An 18,311-nucleotide genomic window follows, 5' to 3' on the forward strand; every position below is an offset into this window, starting at 1 on the left:
CGTGCCTGGCGTGTCTTCGCAGAATTGCAGTCTTGCAAATTCCGACGTTTGCCTCAATAAGAAAATTCGCGAATAGCAAACTCATTTGCAGATAACGAATGATTGGGAGGATGCATGCTGGGCATCGAGGGAGAGGTCGCGGTGGTGACCGGCGCGGCACAGGGTAACGGCCTGGCCATCGCGCGCGGCCTGGCAGAGGCCGGTGCCAAGGTGGTGCTCTGCGACATGGCGGGAGCGGCTGCCGAAGCTGCCGCAGCGGACATTCGCGCGAATGGCGGTGTGGCCATGGCGACTGAACTCGACGTGACCCAGCCCGAAGCGGTGACGCGATTCGCCGGTCAGGTAGAAGCCTGGCAGGGGCCGGCTGCAATTCTCGTCAACAATGCGGGCATCATCCGTCGTACGCCCATTGATGGCGCGAACTTCGATGCCGACTGGGCGGATGTCTTCCGGGTCAATGTCGACGGTGTTCGCACGATGGTAAGGGCATTCCTGCCCCAGCTTCGCAAGACACGCGGGCGGATCGTCAACCTCGGCTCGATCATGTCGGTCTCGGCCGGACCTGGTCTTGGCGCCTACGCAGCCAGCAAGGGCGCGGTTTTGCAGTTCACCCGCGCGCTTGCACACGATCTCGCGCCCGACGGCATCCGGGTAAATGCGATCGCGCCGGGTGTGATCGCGACGCCGATGACGAAAGTGACGCGCGAGACGCCCGAGGCGATCGGGCGCTTCATGGCGCATACGCCGCTGGGCCGCGTCGGCGAGCCGGAGGAGCTGGTGGGGCCGGTGCTTTTCCTCGCTTCGGCCATGTCGACCTACGTCACCGGAGCGCTGCTCCCCGTCGACGGCGGCTATCTCGCCTCGTGACCCGACTGGACGATTTCTCGGACGCTGTGGACATGACCATGAAAAGACATGAATGCGACGTGCTGGTTATCGGCTCCGGCGCGGGTGGCCTTTCGACCGCCGTATCGGCCGCGCACCGCCATCTGGATGTGCTGGTAGTGGAAAAGGAGCCTGTCTACGGCGGCACGACGGCGCGCTCGGGCGGCTGGATGTGGATCCCCTGCAACGCGCCCGCGCGCCGGGCCGGCGTCGAGGATTCCGCGGACAAGGCACGGACCTATCTCAGGCACGAGGCTGGTAGTCATTTCGACGAGCGCCGTGTCGATGCTTTCCTCGAAGCCGGCCCCAAGGCGGTCGACTTCTACGAGCAGAACACCGCGCTCCAGTTCGATCTCGGTCCGACCTTCGCGGACTATCACCCCGACGCGCCGGGCGGCATGGATGGCGGGCGCTCCATCGTGGCCCGCCCGTTCGACGGGCGCGAGCTCGGCCCCGAGATCAAGCGCCTGCGGCCGCCGCTGGCCGAGATTACCTTCCTCGGCATGATGATCGGCTCGGGCAAGGAACTGCTGCATTTCTTCAACGTTCTGCGCTCGCCGGTCTCGGCGTTCTATGTCGGCAAGCTGTTCGTGAAGTTCCTGCGCGACATGGCGTTTCACGGTCGCCCGATGCGCCTGATGAACGGAAACGCGCTGGTGGCGCGGCTGGCCAAATCCTGCTTCGACAAGGGGGTGCCGATCTGGACGCGCGCGCCGGTGCGGGAACTTGTCCGTGACGGCAAGAACAGGGTCTCCGGCGCAATTGTCGATACGGCGGAAGGGTCGGTGGAGATCGTTGCACGCCGTGGCGTGGTGCTCGCCGCAGGCGGCTTTCCGCAGGACCCCGTTCGACGGAAGGAACTTTTCCCGCATGCGCCTACCGGTTACGAACATGCCTCGCCGGCGCCTCCCGGAAACACCGGCGATGGACTGAGGCTGGGCGAAGCGGCCGGCGCAAGCGTGGACACGAGCCTGCCGCATGCGGCAGCCTGGGTGCCGATTTCGCGTCCTGTCAAGCCGGACGGAACGCTGGGCACGTTCCCGCATTTCGTCGATCGTTCGAAGCCCGGCGTGATCGCCGTCACTCGCTCGGGGCGGCGGTTCGTGAACGAGGCGAATTCCTATCACGATTTCTGCCAGGCGATGGTGGCCCGCTGCAACGACGAGAATGGCGAGGTCTGCGCCTTCTTCGTTGCCGACCATCATGTGCTGCGCAAATACGGGCTCGGCTACGTCAAGCCGGCGCCGGTGCCGTTCCGCCAGCATGTCCGATCGGGCTATCTCTATGAGGGCCGCACGCTGGAGGAGCTTGCAGAACGTATCGGCGCCGACCCGGCTGGGCTGAGACGCACAGTCGAGAATTTCAACAAACATGCCGAGCACGGGGAAGATCCGGAATTCGCCAAAGGCTCGACGTCCTACAACCGATCGCTCGGCGATCCCGACCACAAGCCCAATCCGTGCGTCGCGCCGATCCGGAAGGGGCCGTTCTACGCGGTCAAGCTGGTTGTTGGCGATCTCGGCACCTTCGCGGGGCTTCGCTGCAACGAGAACGCGCAGGTGCTCGCCGAAGACGGGCGGCCGATACCGGGCCTCTATTCGGTGGGCAACGACGCAGCGAGCATCATGGGCGGCAACTACCCCGGTGGGGGCATCACGCTCGGGCCCGCCGTCACGTTCGGCTACATAGCCGCGCGGCATATTTCCGGCGCGAACGACTGACGTGTCGCAAGCCCGGCGCCAATGGGCGGAAGGGGTGGCGCTGGGTTTTGCCGCCACCATCTTCTGGTCGTTCTACAATGTCGGCACGGCGATCGGCCGGGCCGACGGCTTTTCGAGCGCCGATCTTGCCATGCTGCGCTTTGGCGTCGCCGCGCTGGTTCTGGGGCCTTTGCTGGCTTTCAGAACCGATTGGCGTCCGGCCTTGCCGTTCAGGCGCGTGGCAGTGCTGACCCTGCTGATCGGTCCTCCGTTCGCATTCTTCATCAACACCGGCTACGGCATCGCGCCGCTGGCGCACGCAGTGGTGATTTCGCCCGGCGTCACGATGCTGACAGCCAACGTGATGGCAGCCGTCGTCGACCGTCGCGCGGTACCCATGCAGCGCCGCATCGGCATCGCTCTTCTCGTTCTCGGGCTCGTGGCCATCGCGGCGGACCAGCCGGCCGCGGCGCCATCCGGCGTGCCGGTCTGGCTGGGCGATCTGTGCTTTGTAGCCTCCGGCACGCTCTGGGGCATCTTCACATGGCTGGTCGGCCGCTGGAAGCTGCCGGCGATCGAGACGACTGCGGCCGTTTCCGTCTGCGCGGCGCTCTGCTTCCTCCCGGTCTATCTGCTTGCGTTCGGCGTCACGTCGCTGCCAGCAGGCCTTTGGGTTGAGCAGGTCGTCTATCAGGGGCTTTTCGGCGGTGCGCTTGCAATTGTAGCCTTTGCGGGCTGCGTCACGCGGCTTGGTGCTGGAACCGCCGCACTCTTTCCGGCGCTGTTGCCACCCATGGCCGTTCTTCTGGCTATTCCGCTTGCCGGCCAGACGCCGAGCGGCGTTCAGTGGCTGGGCATGGCGCTTGCCTCGGGCGGCCTGGTCGTCTCGCTCGAATTCATGCGTCGGCGGTGACGTCCTCGCGATAGCCGAGCTCATTCGAAAGCTGCCGGGTGAACCCAAGCAGGCCGGTGACCGCCGGGCCGTCCGGCGACAGGTCGATCATCGCCGTCGGACCGATGGCGGTCAGCGCGAGCTGCATCTGCCCGGTGTGATCGAACACCGGAGCCGCAACCGCGCTGACGCCCGGGATCGGCAGGTCGCGGGTCACCGCGTGGCCGTTTGCCGCGACGACGCCCACTTCCTCCCAGTAGCGGGCCTCGTCGAACTCGAAAGGCCCGCGCTCCAGCAAAGTCCGGTCGGAGCGTTCCTGCCGGATCATCGGCTGGGTGACGGGCCGGGGAAGGAAGGCGGCAAAGACCTTGCCTGTCGCGGTCGCCGTCATGAGGAAGATGTTGCCGACCTGGACGTTGGCATGGATGCGCGCGGACGATTCCTGAACATAGACGATGGTCGGGCCGTGAAGGCCCCAGACAGTGATGGCGATCATGAGTTGCAGGTCGTCGGCAAGAGCGGCGACGCGCTGCACGGTTTCCCGGTAGGCGTTCTGGTTGCGCAGCCGGGTCAGGCCCAGATGCAGGGCGAAGGAACCGAGCTGATAGTGGCCGGCTTCCGTCTGCTCGACCATGCCCATCTTGCGGAAGGAAACGAGATAGGGATGGAGCTGTGCCGCGGCCATTCCCGTTTCCTGGGCAAGATCGCGCAGTTTCAGCGGCCCCCGGGCGCGCGCCAGGGCGTTGAGCACCACGCCGCCAGTGTCGATCGACTGGACGCCCCGCGAGCCGTTCTTCTTTTCCGTCGAAGCCATCGCCCTCTCGTTCCGTTTGGATGGAGGTAAACCAGAAGATCGGGAAGCACAACGACACCGGGACGCTCGCCTGTGTCCGACCTGTCATGCTTGACGTTGGGGGCGGCTATCGTGTTGCTTGCTGACACCCCCGTTTCTCTCCATTCCCAAAAATCTCCATCGAAAGCCAGAACAGCATGAAGTGTGTTTTTCACGAAACCCAGCGCAGACACGATCCCAGGCACTTCCTTTCCTCAGGTGCGCAGAAGCCTAACCCGGAGGTGCCGGAGCGGGTCAACCGGCTGCTTGCCGGCGCGGAAAACGCAGGACTTGAACGCGTTGCGCCCCGGGATCGGGGGGTGGCGCCGGCGGCGGCGGTTCACTCGCCCGAATATCTTCGCTTCCTGGAGACGATCTACGAAAGGTGGCGGCGCATCCCCGATGCCTCCGAGGAGGTTGTGCCGAACATCCACCCCGACCGCCGCGACTTTTCCTACCCTGCATCGGCCGTCGGCCAGGCTGGATACCACATGGCCGACACCGCCTGTCCGATCTCGGCTGATACCTGGGAATCGGCCTACTGGAGCGCGCAGACGGCAGCCGAGGCCGCCGCGATGGTGCTCGACGGTGAAAAGGCCGCCTATGCGCTGTGCCGCCCGCCCGGCCATCACGCTTTTGCGGACATGGCCGGCGGCTTTTGCTTTCTCAACAATTCCGCGATCGCCGCTCAGGTCCTGCGCAGCCGGCACGAACGCGTCGCCATCCTCGATGTGGACCTGCATCACGGCAACGGCACGCAGGGCATTTTCTATGCACGCGGTGACGTTTTGACGGTCTCGCTGCATGCCGATCCGGCGCGATTCTATCCCTTCTTCTGGGGGCATGCGTCGGAACGCGGGGAAGGGGCGGGGCTTGGCTACAACCTCAACCTGCCGCTGCCGCGCCATTCCGGCGACGAGGTGTTTCTCGATCAGCTCGACGTAGCATTGACGCGCATTGCAGCGTTCGCGCCGGGCGCCGTCGTCATCGCGCTCGGGTTGGATGCGTTCGAAGGCGATCCGTTCGGCGGGCTTTCCGTTTCGACAGACGGGTTCCGCATGATCGGCGAGCGCTGCGCCAGCATCGGGGTGCCAACTGCCATCGTGCAGGAAGGGGGCTATCTGTGCGATGCGCTCGGCGACAACCTTGCGGCGTTCCTCCAGGGCTTCCGGCACGCCGCCGCAATCTGAGAAGGGTATTCGTCGGCGATGATTTCCACAGACGTTCTGGTGATTGGTGCCGGCATTGCCGGCGCCGGTGTGGCGGCCGCCATCGGCGGTCGGCGTGATGTTGTGCTGATCGAGCAGGAGGCGCGCCCCGGCCATCATTCCACGGGACGGTCGGCTGCGATCTTCATCCAGAACTACGGCAACGCGGTCATACGCGCGCTCAGCGCTGCCAGCCGGCCGCTGTTCGATGCGCCGGACGACGAGTTCTTTCCATCGCCACTCCTGTCGCAAAGGGGGATCCTGTTCGTTGCGGACGAGGAGGACCGGCCTCACCACGACGAGCTGCTTGCGCTTTCCGAGGGCCTCGTCCCGATGCTACCGGCCGATGCAGCGACGATGGTGCCGCTGCTCAGGCCCGAACGCATTGCCGCGGCTGGATACGAGCACGATGCGAGCGACATCGACGTGAACGCGTTGCATCAGGGCTGGCTGAAGAAGGCTCGTCGCGCCGGCGCGCGTGTGATGACCGATGCGGCGCTGCTGCAAGCGCACAGGGTCGGCAATCGCTGGAAAGTGGAGACTACGGCGGGCGAAATCGAGGCCGAAACGATCGTCAACGCCGCCGGCGCGTGGGCCGACGTGGTGGCCCGAAACTGCGGCGTTGCTCCCAAGGGGCTCGTTCCCCACCGGCGCTCGATGGCGGTCATTGCCTGTCCCGCCGGCTACGATTGCGAGCGCTGGCCGCTCGTCTCCAATTCCGCCGACCGCTGGTACTTCAAGCCCGATGCGGGGCGGCTGCTGATTTCGCCTGCCGATGAAGACCCCGTGGAGCCTCACGACGCCTTCGTGGACGATATGACACTCGCCGAAGGCCTCGACCGCTACCAGCAGGCGGTTCGAGAGGAGATCGTGCGGGTGGATGGGAACTGGGCCGGCCTGCGAACCTTCGCCCCCGACAGGACACCGGTGGTGGGCTTCGACGCCGACGCCGAGGGGTTCTTCTGGCTGGCGGGGCAGGGCGGCTACGGTATCCAGACGTCGCCCGCGCTGTCGGCAGTCGCCGCCGCGCTCATCCTTGGCGACGAGCCAGGCCTGGCGCTCGACCCGGCAATGATGTCGCCGCACCGGGTGATGATCTGATCCTGACGGCCGGTAGCGAATCTCGCTGCCGGCCTCGACTTCACTATCACGCGCAATCCACGATTGCGTTGCCGCGAGCACGACGCCGCTTGAGAAGCGAACTTACCGCGACACTAGGTTGATCCCCAGTTGTCGGCAGAGGCAGCGAAGGCCGGCCGCGCGTGTAGCCGTTCCCGGTACGCGACAAGCGCGCTGCTCAGTTCAATGTCATCGCGCACGGCCCAGTCGAGGACGTAGAGTGCAGCGGCGTCCGGTACGCCGAAACGTCCCAGCAGGAACGGCTTGCCGCCAAGCGTCGCCTCGAGCTGCGCCAGCCCGTTGGCGACCTGCTGGCGGCCATGGGCTTGAAGCGCTGCGTGACATGCTGGGTCGTCCACGAATTTGTGCGGCATCCTGATGAATGTGCGACCGCGCATGTGCACCGAGCCGACAATGAAATCCAGGAGTTCGAGCGTGCGCGCCTGCTCCATTGTGTTCTCCGGCCAAAGGCCCGCCTGCGGGAAGGACCGCGCGAGCCAGAACGCGATCGTCTGCAATTCGGTCAGCACCTCACCATCATCGAGCCGCAGCGCCGGAACCTTCCCCTTCGGGTTCAGGCTCAGATAGGCCTCCCTCCTCTGGTCGCCGGTGAGAACGTTGACCACGGAGACGTCATGCTCGGCCCCGATTTCATTGAGGAGATAGAGAATGCCGTTCGAGCAGCTTCCCGGCGAATGAAACAGGGTCAGCATTGCGTGTCTCCGATCTGTGTGGCTGGAAGGGCGGATGCGTGGGCGAATGCCGCTACGGGACGTCGCCAATCGTGAGGACGAGCTTTCCGAAGTGATCGTTCTGCTCCAGCGTACGATGCGCTTCGCCCACGTCTTCGATGTCGAAGGTGGCGTGAATGTGCGGGCGCAGCCTTCCTTCGGAAAGAATGGGCAAGACGTCGCGCACGAGCCGCGCGGCGATGGCCGCCTTCGTCTCGGGAGGCAGCGGGCGCAACGTGGAGCCTACCAGCGTCAGGCGGCGGCGCAGTACCGGTTCGAGATTGACCGCCGCTTTCGCGCCGCCCTGGAGCGATATCAGTGCATAGCGCCCGTCCACGGCCATGCAAGCCAGATTGCGGTCGGTATAGTCGCCGCCAACCATGTCGAGAACGACATCGACGCCGCGGCCCCCCGTAAAGTCCATGACCTCGTCGACCCATTCCCCGGCCGACGAGTCGATCGCCAACGCGGCCCCTGTGTGTCGGCAGAAGGCGGCTTTCTCGGCACCGCGCGAGGTGGTGATTGCGGTCGCGCCGAGACTGCTCGCCCTCGCTATCGCATACGACCCGATCCCGGACGATCCGCCATGGATCAGGACGGTCTCTCCCTCTTTCAAACCGGCCCGCATGAGCATGTTGAATTCGACGGTCATCGCAACTTCGGGGAACCCGGCGGCCTCGACGAAGGAAAGGCCGTCCGGCATCGGCATGACATGCCGCGCGTCCGCCCGGCAGAATTCGGCATAGCCGCCGCCATGGACGAGCGCCATGACCCGGTCGCCGGGCTTGAAGGTCTGCACGCCGCCGCCGACTTCGGCCACCACGCCCGCAACCTCCAACCCCAGGATCGGACTGGCATCCGGTGGCACCGGGTAGCGGCCGAGACGCTGCGAGACATCCGGACGATTGACCCCCGCGGCGCTGACCTTGATGACGATCTCGCCACGGCCCGCGACCGGTATGTCGGCGGTTCCGACATACAGGACGTCCGGACCTCCGGGGACATCGAAACGAACGGCGCGCATGGAGTTACCTAGCCTTCGTCGACGATCGAGTTGGCGAGCGTGCCGATGCCGCTGATCTCGACCTCGACGCGATCGCCAGCCTTCATGAAAAGCTTGGGTTCGCGGAAGAGGCCCACCCCGCTTGGCGTGCCGGTGGCGATGATGTCCCCGGGCAGCAGTTCGGTGACCGTGGAGATGTATTCGATTAATGCCGGCACGTCGAAAGCCAGGTCGGAGATAGGCGTCGACTGCATCACCTCGCCATTGAGCCGGGTCTCCATGGACTGGGCGGCGGGATCGCCGAATGCGTCGGCGGTCACCAGCCACGGGCCCATGGAGCCACTTCCGTCGAAGTTCTTGCCCGCCCAGAACTGCGTGGTGTGGCGCTGGAAATCGCGAATCGATCCGTCGTTGAAACAGCTATAGCCGGCAACATGGGCATAGGCGTTCGCCGCGGAAATCGCACGGCCCGGCTTTCCGATCACGACTGCAAGCTCGCCTTCGAAATCGAACCAGTCGGAAACCTTCGGACGCACCAGATCGACGCCATGACCGACGACCGACGACGGATAGCGTGTGAAGATGGAAGGCTTCTTCGGCGCCTCGCGTCCCGTCTCCTTGATGTGGGTCATGTAGTTGAGGCCGATGCACAGGATCTTGTCCGGGTTGGGGATCGGCGAAAGGAGTGTCACATCGGAAAGCGCCATCCGTTCGCCGCCCGCGTCCTTGCCCAGCTCGGCAAGCGCTCCCGCTGCGATGACGGCGCGCAGATCGGCATAACGGCCGCGAAGCGCTTCTCCGGCGTCGATCAGCGTTTCGCCGTCGGCGATGCCGTAGGATCGGGTTCCGTTAGGCATGATGTATGAACAGACACGCATGTCATGTCTCCTGGCAGGTGTTGATGTGTCGGGGTTAAGTCTAGTGCTTCGTCACTCGTTGCTGACGATGCTGTCGAGCCAGGCGCAGTTGGAGGCGGGGTCGGCGGCGCGCATTCCGCGCCTGGCCGCATCGAGCCGCATCTCGCGCAACCGCGCGCGGTCGGGTGAATCCTCAGGCATGTATAGGCGGTCGTGCCCCCAGTAACTTGGTCCGTCGAACGTTTCGTGAGGCTCCCAGGTGGCCGGGTCGATGACCCGCGCGCCCCAGCCATATTCCACGAAGAAGCCGGATGGCGAATTGGCGTAGAAGCTCGTCATGTGATCGTTCGAATGGCGGCCCAGCGTATAGGCGACCCGGCCTTCGTCCTGCTGGGCAAGATCGTAGCCCTGCCCGACATCGTCCAGCGAAAGCAGTTCGACCATGAAGTGGTGCATGCCCCTGCGGCCGGTCCCGACCATGGCGAAGGAATGGTGCCGACCGTTGAGGTGGAAGAAATAGAGCTTGAAAGGCTTGAGCCCGTAGTCGGTGACCTGGAAGCCCAGCAGATCGCGATAGAATGGAAGGAGGACGTCGACGTCCCTTGCGTGAAGCACCGCATGGCCCATCCCCAGCGATCCCGTCTTGAAGCCGGAGATCGGCCTGCCGGCGAGGAACGGTTCCGAAGCGACCTCGGGTCCGCAGAACACTTCGAGCCGATTGCCCTCCGGGTCCGCGAATGAGATCAGCCGCGTCACATGGCGCTGGTCGGCCAATGAAACCGCTTCAAGCCGCACCGCAACGCCAGCATTCTCGAGACGGCTGGCGAGTGCATCGAGAGCTTCAGCGCTTTCGATTTCCCAGCCCATGAAGTCCAGGCCCTCGTCGCCTTCCGCCGACACGATCAGGCGCTGCTTGCGGTCGTCCATGCGGAAGGCACGAACCTTGCCACCGGCATCGACCTGCTGCATGCCGAGAAGATCGGTCGCGAAGCTCTGCCAATCAGCCGTACGCGAGGAGCGGACGCCTATGTATCCGAGCGATGCGAGTGCCATTGTTCCTATCCTTGGAGCGCCGCCGCCATCGTCCGGCGGCGGCAATCGAGTTGAGGGGCCGTCAGTTCGTCCCTTGAGCCTCGGCAACCGCCTTGACGAAGGCGTCGTGGATCGCCTGGCCGTTCTCGTTCTGCTCGATCCATTGCTGCGTGGCGATCGCAACGGCTTCTTTCCATTGCTCGAGCTGCGTCTCATCGGGCTCGACGACGGTAATCGTGCCCTTTGAAAGCAGTTCGTCGCGGGCCTTGGCGATGTTGGCATCGAAGGAAGCGCCGAAGCGTTCCGAGAATGTCGCGCCGGAGAACTTGTCGATCGCCGCCTTGGCCTTGTCGGACAGACTGTCGTACTTGGCCTTGTTCATGACGACCAGCATCGGCGTCGCGCCCAGCGGTGCCGTATTGAAATGCGTGATGACATCGCCCATCCGGAACGTCTCGATCGCGCCCCACTGGGTGAACGTTCCGTCGATCAGGCCGCGGCTGATGCTTTCGGCGACGGTCGGACCGGTAATGCCGCCGACCGGCACCGAACCGAGCGCCTCGAGCGCCGACAGCATGGTCGGCCCGGGTGCCCGCATCTTGAGACCGTTCATGTCCTCGGGGACCGTCACCTCTTTCCTCGAGGCGATCGAATTGGGATAGGAGACGAAGATGCCAAGCATCTTAAGCTTGTCGAAGTCACCCTTGAAGTGGCCGTCCTCGTACATTTTCCACATCGCCGGCGACCCTGCCGTCGAGCTTGGAATGAGGAACGGAAGCTCGGCCACGGTGCTCTCCTGGAAACGACCGGGCGAATAGCCCGGGATCACCCAGGCGATATCGGCGACGCCGTCCTCGACGAGCTGGAGCTGCTGGGCAGGATTTCGGCCGAGCGACCCGCCCGCAAACATCTGGATCGTGAGTTCGCCGTCCGACGCTGCGGAGACATCTTCGGCCCACGGCGTAAGGATCTCTTTCGTCACATGCGCGACGGGTGGCTCGAAGCTTGAAAAACGCAACGTCTCCGCCGATGCGGGAACCGCGATGATACCGAGCGCGGCAGCGGCGCCAAGCAGCCTGGTCATGAACGTCATTGCATCCTCCCTGCTGGTTCGTTCCATGATGGATTGACGCTAATGCGCGGCCCCCGGCATGGCATTGCATCCATTCGAACTGTCCACTTAGCGGACATCGCTAGTGCAGCACGCTGGGCAGCCAGAGGGTCAGCTGCGGGAACAACGTGAGCAGAAGTAGCCGGGCCAACTCGGCGATCAGGAAGGGCATTATGCCGCGATAGATCGTGCCCAGGCTGATTGATCGATACATCGAATTCAGCACCATGACGTTGATGCCGATCGGAGGCGTCATCATGCCGATCCCGATCACGACGACGTTGATGATGCCCCACCAGACAAGGTCGTAGCCGAAGGACAGGATGAGCGGGATCACAAGCGGCAGCGTGATCACCATCGCGGCGACTTCATCGAAGAACGCGCCGAGGAAAATATAGAGCACCAGCAGCAGCACGAGGATCGCGATAGGCGGGACAGGCAGCCCGGAAATCGCTCCGACCATGAAGGCGGCCGCGCCGGAGACCGCCATGAAATAGGAGAAGATGGTTGCGCCGAAGACCATGATGTAGATCATCGCCGTCCCCGCACTTGCCTCGGCCAGCACGCCGATCAGCGTATTCCATGTGAAGCGGCCTTTGGCGACCAGCAGCAGGAATGAGAACACGACGCCGACGGCGGCGGCCTCGTGGACGGTGAAGATGCCAGAATAGATGCCGCCCATGACCACGACGAAGAGGACGATGACACCCCAGGCCTGACCGGCGGCATGAAGCCGCTGGCGCATCGTTGCGCGCTCGCCGCGCTGTGCGGCTTCGGGGTCCATCGTCAATTTCACCTGAATGGCGATCATGTAGAAGATGACGGCGAGGGCGGCCGGAACGATCGCTGCCGAAAAGAGGTCGAGTACCGACTGCTCCGTTAGCACGGCATAGAGGATCATCATGCTCGACGGCGGCACGATGATGCCGAGCGTACCGCCGGCTGCGATCGAGCCTGCTGCAAGATCGGGCCGGTATCCGCGTTCGAGCATCTCGGGCATCGCAACCCGCCCGAACGTTGCCGTGGTCGCAACGCCCGAGCCGCATATGGCGCCGAAGCCGGCGCTCGCCACGATCGTGGTCGACGCCAGGCCGCCGCGCCGGTGGCCGATCAGCGCATTGGCGAGGTTGTAGACATCGGACGCCAGGCCCGCGGCAGCGGCAAGGCTGCCCATCAGCATGAACAGCGGGATCACCGCGAGGTCGAGATTGGCCATCGCCGAGGCCGGCTCGGTTGCCATCAAGGTGACCGCAGGCCCCCAGCCCACGATCGAGGCAAAGCCGGTGACGCCGACAAGCGCCATCGCCACGCCGATCGGCACGTGAACGACGATCAGCACCATCATCGCGAGGAAGCCCACCAGGGCAATCAGTAGCGGATCCAAGTGATATTCCTTCGCTGGAGGGCGATCGGGTCAGAGGATGGCATCGCCGCCTGTCGGCTCGGATGGCTCGGCCTCGTCGGGCCCGCCCAGAATGAGGGTGGCGATGTCGGAGATCGTGACCAGAACCTGAACGATGGCGGCGGCGATCATCAACGCGGATGCGGCCATCCACCACGGCCAGATGGGCCAGCCCAGCACCCAGGTCCGGTCGCCGGTCTCGCGCAGACCTTCCGCGTAAGGCACAAAGCGCCAGGCCATCAGAATGATGAACACGAGCGTGAACAGGCTGGCCACGACGTCGAGCACGCGCCGCGTGCGCGCACCGCCGATCGAACCAAGGACCTCGACCGATATGTTCTGCTTCATTGCAAGGTTTGCCGGGATGCAGGCGGCGATAACGATGGCCATGACGACGGAACTCACGTCGTTGACGCCGTGGAGCGGCGCGTTGAAAAGCCACCTCAACAGGATGTCGAGCGTGGTCATCGCCGCCAGCAGAAGCAGGCCGAAGAAGCCGATGAGCGCAACGACGCGCGCGACGCCCTTGATGCGCCTTTCGATGTTTTCCAAGTGTTTCCTCCCACCGCGGCCAGAACCGAACGGACAGGCGGACACTCTTGACATGCAGGCGGCTCGTTGCAACGTAGCCCCCGCGATTGTCCGTATCGTGAACATCAGGAGGCCAGCACCATTTCGACTTTCGGCGCAGTTCGCTCCCTGCAGCGTGGACTGGAGGTGCTCCAGGCAATCAACTGCAATAACGGGCTGAGGGCTGCCGAAGTCGCCCGTATCGTCGGCATCCCGCGGCCGACCGCATACCGTTTGCTCGAAACCCTGGAGGGGCTGGGTTTCGTGGTGCGCGGCCCGTCGGAGGATGCGTGGCGTCCGACGTTGCAGACCAAGTCGCTCAGCTCCGGATTCCGCGACGAGGACTGGGTAGCGCAGGTTGCAGTGCCGAGAATGATGAAGCTCGGCCGCAAGATTCTCTGGCCGCTCGACCTCGTCACCTTTCACGACTACCGCATGGCCATTCGCGAATCGACCCACAACATCAGCCCGTTCTCGGTCGATCACGGCATGGTGGGGCGCGAGCTACCCGTGCTCGAGACTGCCGGCGGGCGGGCGCATCTCGCCTTCGTGCCAGACCAGGAACGTGCACAGATCATCGAGGGCCTGAGGGAGCGGCTCGGCAGCGACGCGGTCGATTTCCACGACGACGGACCGCTGGACTATATTCTTGCCCGCACATCAGAACTTGGCGTCGGCTTTCGGATCAAGGGCTTCAATGCGCGTACGATGAGCATCTCGGCGCCGATCTACAGCGGCGAGCGGCCCATCGCCTGCCTCACCATGATCTGGATCGGCACGGCCTTGAAGTTCGACGAGGCGCTAAGGCTTCACAGGGATGCGCTCATCTCGACCGCGGCGTCCATCTCGGACGATCTCGCCCGGGTGGCCGCCGAACAGAGCGAAGAGTAGCGGTCGAGTTCGGCTCGCAACCGGTCAGGCGCGAAGGCTGCCGCGCAGTAACGATCCGGGCGTATCAGCATGATCTGGTCTCGGTGCGTCAGCAGCGGTCTTGCTATGCGCGCGTGGTCCGCGGTGCCTGACAAGGCCTTGCGATCGAAATGCACCTTGCTGAGCGGAAGGCTCATCAGTCGGCTCTGCTGGAGCTGCTCGATGGCGCGCCGGCCAGGCTCGTCCTGGGCAACCAGTGCAAAACCTTCACCGAGATGGTCGTCGAGAAGCCGTGCATCGCTGCCGATGCGTGGCTGCGGAACCATTTCGCCGACCAGGCTCGCCTCGAATGTCGGCTGGTCGAGGTCGAGGAAAAGGCCGGCATTGTAGCGCGGCTTCGGCTTGAAGCGCATCTGGATCAGGTAGTCGCGCACCCCCGGAAACGGTTCGAGCGCCTTCAGCAGCAAGTCGCGGAACTTCAGCTCCTCGCTGCTCGACGGCATGACGAAGCTGCCCATCGTCACCGCGAGAAGGATCATGTCCCAGGCGGGGCCGCGGCGCTCGGCGTCATAGGTGTCGAGCATCGCCGCATCGGCGCCGCCGACCGCCGCCGCTATCTTCCAGGCAACGTTATGTGCGTCGCGCAGGCCGGCATTCATGCCTTGTCCCGCGAATGGCGGCGTCAGGTGTGCGGCGTCTCCCATCAGCAGGATGCACTCATGCCGGAAGCGCTCGGCAATGCGTGCATGGAAGGTGTAGACGGTCTTGCGCAGCACGTCGCGCTCATCGTAGCGCCGGAACGGCTTCAGCAGTTCTGCCAGGAAATCCGGGGTCAAAACCTTTTCGCGATCCTCTCCCGGCAGCACCATGAATTCGTAACGCCGGCCGCCATTGGGTGCCGGCACGCTGACTGCGGGGCGGATGCTGCTGCAGAAGAATTTCGAGAACAGCGAACGGTCGGGATCGTCGCTCACGTCGATGACGATCCAGTCCTGCCGATAGGTGTTGCCGCTGAGCGCGATGCCGAGACGCTCACGGATCGGGCTGCGGCCGCCGTCGCAGGCAAGCACCCACTGGGTTGCAATTCGGTGGCGCGTCCGGTCCGCAGCCTCGACGGTCACCACCGCGCCGTCGGAACTGGTTTCCACGTCAACGACGTTGGATGAAAATCGCAGGCTGCCCGGCGCCTGCTCCTCGAGCCGGTCCCGCAAGGCCGCTTCGAATTCGGGTTGATAAATATACTGGCGCTTGGGGAAGCCGTAGCTCTGCACACCGGCGCCCGTCTCGGCGAAACACGTTCCGTCGTCGGCGAAATACTTGGAGCCGATCGCCGGCGTGGTGTTTGCGATATAGGTACGATCAAGACCGAACACCTGCATGGTGCGCGCGCCCTCGTCGTCGATCACGATCGCACGCGGCAGGTTCATGGGGCCGGGCTCGCGGTCGAGGACGATTGCCTCGACGCCATAGGCGGCAAGCAGATTTGCGGCGGTCAGGCCCGTGGGGCCTGCTCCGACAATCACCACCGGAACTTTGGCCGGGTATGTCGACATTGCCAGCGTTCTCCTACCTTCTCCTGGCCTAACTCGAGCGACTTAAAGCGCTCGCCCGCAACGCGTCCACGCTCCGCATCCCGCCGTCCGCATCGCGGACAGCTTGCGCCGCAAAGCTGCGCCCGCCGTTGCGAGCGACAGAATGGACCGTAAGGAAAAGCAGGAGACCGCCATGACACGCGCCGAAGACACATTGCTCATCATCCAACTCATCCAGGCCTGGGGGCTATGGCGCGACCAGGGCCATTGGGATCGACTGGCGGAGACCTTCGCGCGCGACGGCATCATCTCCGTCTCGTGGTTTGCCGGCCTTCATGACGATTTCGTCGCGCGCTGCCGTGCGACCCACAAGAAGACCTCGCCGCGCAGCAAGCACCTGATCGGAACACCCTTCGTGCAGGTGGGGGAAGGCAGGGCTCTGGCCGAGACGAGCGTCCAGATTCTCGGTCGCGCCACCTTGTCCGGCGTCACGGTCGACAACACGAGCTACGCCCGTTTCCTCGATCGCCTGATCCGCCAGGACGGCATCTGGCGTATTGCCGAACGCATCGCCATCTATGAGAAGGACCGGCTCGATCCGGTTGTCCCGTCTCCTGCATTCGATCGCTTCATGAACGAGACGGACTTTTCGTCCATCCCGGAAGCCTATCGTTATCTCGGCTACCGGCTCGTCGAAGGCGGCCGCACCTTGCGGCCCGACATCGTCGTCGACGGCTCGCCCGAGGCGGATCGCATACTCGGCGAAGCGAAAGCCTGGCTCGTGGACGGCTAACCGGCCGGCTTGCGGATCGCGGCCTTCCGGTTGCGATAGTGCACCGTCAGTTCCAGCGGCATGTCGTTCTCATCATAGGCGCCGAGCACCACGCCGCGACGCCGTATCGCGGTGCGCATCTCCTGCAGTTGAGCCTCGCTGCGCGTCGTCCGCTGCGATATGCGGCGCGTCCATGCGAACAGGCGTTCGTACATCTCCTCGATGATTGCGGCGTGCTGCTCGCTGTCGCCGAGGTCGTGCAGTTCGTCCGGATCGGCTTCGAGGTCGAAGAGGATCGGCCGGAACCCGCCTTCGCAGTGGATCAGCTTGTACCGCCTGTCGGCGACCATGAAGATGACCGCCTCGCGCGCGCCGACCCCCAGCCGCTCGGCGATGGGAGTGGCAGCGTAATCATATTCGCAGATGACGCGGTCACGATGCGCGCCGTCCGCCCTGCCATGCAGGATGGGCACCAGCGACTTGCCTTCCACGATGTGGCCGACAGCTTGCGGATCGCCCCCCGCGATTTCAAGAAATGTGGGCAACAGGTCGATGCTTTCGACAAGCTCGTCGCACACCGTGCCTCGCGTCGCATCCGCATCGCTTGATGGATCGAAGATGATGAGGGGGATCTTGACCGAGGTGTCGTGAAAGAAGGTCTTTTCACCCATCCAGTGGTCGCCGAGGAAATCGCCATGATCGGAGGTGAGCACGATCATGGTGTCGTCCATCCGTCCGGTCTGATCCAGCCATTCCAGCAACAGGCCGATCTGGTCGTCGCACTGCTTGATGAGGCCCATATAGGCCGGGATCACCGCTTCACGCACCTCGTCGCGGCTGAATGCCTTGCCGACGGGCGACGTCATGAACGCCTTGAGCACGGGATGTGCGTTGTCGAACTCCTCGTTCGTCCGCACGGCAGGCTTGATGTGCGAGGTGTCGTACATCGTGTGATACGGGGCCGGCACGATGTATGGCCAGTGCGGCTTGATGTAGCTGAGATGACATAGCCACGGCGCGGAAGCCTGCTCGATGAACTCCATCGCCCGGCGCGTGAGATAAGGCGTTTCGCTGTCGGGTTCCTCGATGTTGGCTGCCTCGGCAGCGTTTTTCATGAACCAGCCGGATAGCACATTCCCAGCGGCATCCACGCCGGAGTTTGCGTGGTCGTGCCAGGGGTTGTCGCCCGCGTAGCCCCGCTCTCTTAGATAATGCGAATAGCGATGATCATCGGGGTTTTCGAGCGGTCCGTCAGGCCCGATGGCGACCATCCCGTCATCGCGCTCGAACACGTCGAAACCGCACTCGGCCACGCGGGCGCCGATGATGCTGTCAGGATCGAGGCCAAGCCGACGCATGCCTTCGGCGTCCGCACGCATATGGGTCTTGCCCACCAGCCAGCAGCCCATGCCGGCCGCCCGCAGATGGTCGCCCATCGTCATCTCACCGACCTTGAGCGGGATGCCGTTCCATGACGCACCGTGACTGTGGACGTAGCGCCCGGTATAGGTCGACATCCGCGAGGGACCACAGATCGGCGATTGCACGTAAGCCCGCGTGAACCGCACTCCGCGCGAAGCCAGCCGGTCGATGTTGGGCGTCTTGAGGTGCGGGTGGCCGTAGCAGCTCAGGTAGTCCCAGCGAAGCTGGTCGAACATGACGAACAGGATGTTCTTCGGCTTCGGCTTCATTTGCGCTCCTAGACCCGGTGTCCATTCGAAACTCGTCGCTCACCGCAATCGGGGAATGCGTCGTTGCGGCAAGGTGAACGATACCAGCCTAGGCCAGGCATCAC

Annotated in this window: 17 protein-coding genes; 7 read left to right on the plus strand and 10 right to left on the minus strand. The window is 64.2% G+C overall.

Annotated elements, in window-relative coordinates:
- Nucleotides 1-114 precede the first annotated feature (114 nt).
- Genes V1479_RS20185 through V1479_RS20195 form a run of 3 tightly spaced genes read left to right on the plus strand, consistent with a single transcriptional unit; the run spans nt 115 to nt 3,498 of the window.
- Nucleotides 115-867, plus strand: a complete 753-nt coding sequence (locus V1479_RS20185; RefSeq protein ID WP_173191962.1) for an SDR family NAD(P)-dependent oxidoreductase — start codon at nt 115-117, stop codon at nt 865-867.
- Nucleotides 868-905: 38 nt separating this feature from the next.
- On the plus strand, nt 906-2,606 hold the full coding sequence (locus V1479_RS20190) for an FAD-dependent oxidoreductase (RefSeq protein WP_368804517.1): 1,701 nt from the start codon (nt 906-908) through the stop codon (nt 2,604-2,606).
- Between the two features lies 1 nt (nt 2,607).
- Nucleotides 2,608-3,498, plus strand: a complete 891-nt coding sequence (locus tag V1479_RS20195) for a DMT family transporter (RefSeq protein ID WP_368804518.1) — start codon at nt 2,608-2,610, stop codon at nt 3,496-3,498.
- Here V1479_RS20195 and V1479_RS20200 read toward each other — a convergent pair.
- Nucleotides 3,482-4,291 (minus strand): IclR family transcriptional regulator, encoded by an 810-nt coding sequence (locus V1479_RS20200; protein WP_368804519.1) that lies wholly within the window; start codon nt 4,289-4,291, stop codon nt 3,482-3,484. The genes V1479_RS20195 and V1479_RS20200 overlap by 17 nt on opposite strands.
- A 176-nt stretch (nt 4,292-4,467) precedes the next feature.
- Here V1479_RS20200 and V1479_RS20205 point away from each other — a divergent pair, with 176 nt between their 5' ends.
- Nucleotides 4,468-5,499: a histone deacetylase family protein gene (locus tag V1479_RS20205; RefSeq protein WP_368804520.1), complete on the plus strand. Its 1,032-nt coding sequence runs from the start codon at nt 4,468-4,470 to the stop codon at nt 5,497-5,499.
- Nucleotides 5,500-5,517: 18 nt separating this feature from the next.
- A complete protein-coding gene (locus tag V1479_RS20210) occupies nt 5,518-6,618 on the plus strand; it encodes an NAD(P)/FAD-dependent oxidoreductase (RefSeq protein WP_368804521.1) in 1,101 nt (366 codons plus the stop codon).
- 113 nt (nt 6,619-6,731) lie between these two features.
- Here the strand turns inward: V1479_RS20210 and V1479_RS20215 are convergent, their stop codons facing one another.
- From V1479_RS20215 to V1479_RS20245, 7 genes are all read right to left on the minus strand, one after another.
- Nucleotides 6,732-7,349 (minus strand): glutathione S-transferase family protein, encoded by a 618-nt coding sequence (locus tag V1479_RS20215; RefSeq protein WP_368804522.1) that lies wholly within the window; start codon nt 7,347-7,349, stop codon nt 6,732-6,734.
- Between the two features lie 52 nt (nt 7,350-7,401).
- Nucleotides 7,402-8,391: an NAD(P)H-quinone oxidoreductase gene (locus V1479_RS20220; protein WP_368804523.1), complete on the minus strand. Its 990-nt coding sequence runs from the start codon at nt 8,389-8,391 to the stop codon at nt 7,402-7,404.
- 8 nt (nt 8,392-8,399) lie between these two features.
- Entirely contained in the window at nt 8,400-9,248 is an 849-nt protein-coding gene (locus tag V1479_RS20225; protein WP_368804524.1) for a fumarylacetoacetate hydrolase family protein, read from the minus strand.
- A 51-nt stretch (nt 9,249-9,299) separates the two neighbouring features.
- Nucleotides 9,300-10,280, minus strand: coding sequence for a VOC family protein (locus V1479_RS20230; protein WP_368804525.1), 981 nt, complete (start codon nt 10,278-10,280; stop codon nt 9,300-9,302).
- A gap of 61 nt (nt 10,281-10,341) precedes the next feature.
- Nucleotides 10,342-11,352 carry a TRAP transporter substrate-binding protein gene (locus tag V1479_RS20235; RefSeq protein WP_368804526.1) on the minus strand — a complete coding sequence of 337 codons (1,011 nt, stop codon included), beginning with the start codon at nt 11,350-11,352 and terminating at the stop codon, nt 10,342-10,344.
- 100 nt (nt 11,353-11,452) lie between these two features.
- On the minus strand, nt 11,453-12,754 hold the full coding sequence (locus tag V1479_RS20240; protein ID WP_368804527.1) for a TRAP transporter large permease: 1,302 nt from the start codon (nt 12,752-12,754) through the stop codon (nt 11,453-11,455).
- A 30-nt stretch (nt 12,755-12,784) separates the two neighbouring features.
- Nucleotides 12,785-13,324, minus strand: coding sequence for a TRAP transporter small permease (locus tag V1479_RS20245; protein ID WP_368804528.1), 540 nt, complete (start codon nt 13,322-13,324; stop codon nt 12,785-12,787).
- A 147-nt stretch (nt 13,325-13,471) separates the two neighbouring features.
- Here V1479_RS20245 and V1479_RS20250 point away from each other — a divergent pair, with 147 nt between their 5' ends.
- Complete coding sequence (locus V1479_RS20250; protein WP_438620747.1) at nt 13,472-14,233, plus strand: helix-turn-helix domain-containing protein; 762 nt, start codon at nt 13,472-13,474, stop codon at nt 14,231-14,233.
- On the opposite strand, the gene V1479_RS20255 is transcribed toward V1479_RS20250, so the two are convergent.
- The gene (locus V1479_RS20255) at nt 14,152-15,765 is read right to left on the minus strand and encodes a bifunctional 3-(3-hydroxy-phenyl)propionate/3-hydroxycinnamic acid hydroxylase (protein ID WP_368804530.1); all 1,614 of its coding nucleotides are present in this window, start codon (nt 15,763-15,765) and stop codon (nt 14,152-14,154) included. The two genes, V1479_RS20250 and V1479_RS20255, sit on opposite strands and share 82 nt — an antisense overlap.
- Nucleotides 15,766-15,937: 172 nt before the next feature.
- On the opposite strand from V1479_RS20255, the gene V1479_RS20260 reads away from it, so the two are divergent.
- Nucleotides 15,938-16,537, plus strand: coding sequence for a nuclear transport factor 2 family protein (locus tag V1479_RS20260; protein WP_368804531.1), 600 nt, complete (start codon nt 15,938-15,940; stop codon nt 16,535-16,537).
- On the opposite strand, the gene V1479_RS20265 is transcribed toward V1479_RS20260, so the two are convergent.
- Nucleotides 16,534-18,207, minus strand: a complete 1,674-nt coding sequence (locus V1479_RS20265) for a sulfatase-like hydrolase/transferase (protein ID WP_368804532.1) — start codon at nt 18,205-18,207, stop codon at nt 16,534-16,536. The genes V1479_RS20260 and V1479_RS20265 overlap by 4 nt on opposite strands.
- Between the last annotated feature and the right edge of the window lie 104 nt (nt 18,208-18,311).

Source organism: Neoaquamicrobium sediminum, assembly GCF_040970315.1.
Classification (GTDB): domain Bacteria; phylum Pseudomonadota; class Alphaproteobacteria; order Rhizobiales; family Rhizobiaceae; genus Aerobium; species Aerobium sediminum.

What these genes read in the sequence shown, in the direction of transcription:
- V1479_RS20185 (WP_173191962.1), top strand. Translation starts at nt 115, where the DNA reads ATGCTGGGCATCGAGGGAGAGGTCGCGGTGGTGACCGGCGCGGCACAG.
- V1479_RS20190 (WP_368804517.1), top strand. Translation starts at nt 906, where the DNA reads ATGAAAAGACATGAATGCGACGTGCTGGTTATCGGCTCCGGCGCGGGT.
- V1479_RS20200 (WP_368804519.1), bottom strand. Translation starts at nt 4,291, where the DNA reads ATGGCTTCGACGGAAAAGAAGAACGGCTCGCGGGGCGTCCAGTCGATC.
- V1479_RS20205 (WP_368804520.1), top strand. Translation starts at nt 4,468, where the DNA reads ATGAAGTGTGTTTTTCACGAAACCCAGCGCAGACACGATCCCAGGCAC.
- V1479_RS20210 (WP_368804521.1), top strand. Translation starts at nt 5,518, where the DNA reads ATGATTTCCACAGACGTTCTGGTGATTGGTGCCGGCATTGCCGGCGCC.
- V1479_RS20215 (WP_368804522.1), bottom strand. Translation starts at nt 7,349, where the DNA reads ATGCTGACCCTGTTTCATTCGCCGGGAAGCTGCTCGAACGGCATTCTC.
- V1479_RS20220 (WP_368804523.1), bottom strand. Translation starts at nt 8,391, where the DNA reads ATGCGCGCCGTTCGTTTCGATGTCCCCGGAGGTCCGGACGTCCTGTAT.
- V1479_RS20225 (WP_368804524.1), bottom strand. Translation starts at nt 9,248, where the DNA reads ATGCGTGTCTGTTCATACATCATGCCTAACGGAACCCGATCCTACGGC.
- V1479_RS20230 (WP_368804525.1), bottom strand. Translation starts at nt 10,280, where the DNA reads ATGGCACTCGCATCGCTCGGATACATAGGCGTCCGCTCCTCGCGTACG.
- V1479_RS20235 (WP_368804526.1), bottom strand. Translation starts at nt 11,352, where the DNA reads ATGACGTTCATGACCAGGCTGCTTGGCGCCGCTGCCGCGCTCGGTATC.
- V1479_RS20255 (WP_368804530.1), bottom strand. Translation starts at nt 15,765, where the DNA reads ATGTCGACATACCCGGCCAAAGTTCCGGTGGTGATTGTCGGAGCAGGC.
- V1479_RS20260 (WP_368804531.1), top strand. Translation starts at nt 15,938, where the DNA reads ATGACACGCGCCGAAGACACATTGCTCATCATCCAACTCATCCAGGCC.
- V1479_RS20265 (WP_368804532.1), bottom strand. Translation starts at nt 18,207, where the DNA reads ATGAAGCCGAAGCCGAAGAACATCCTGTTCGTCATGTTCGACCAGCTT.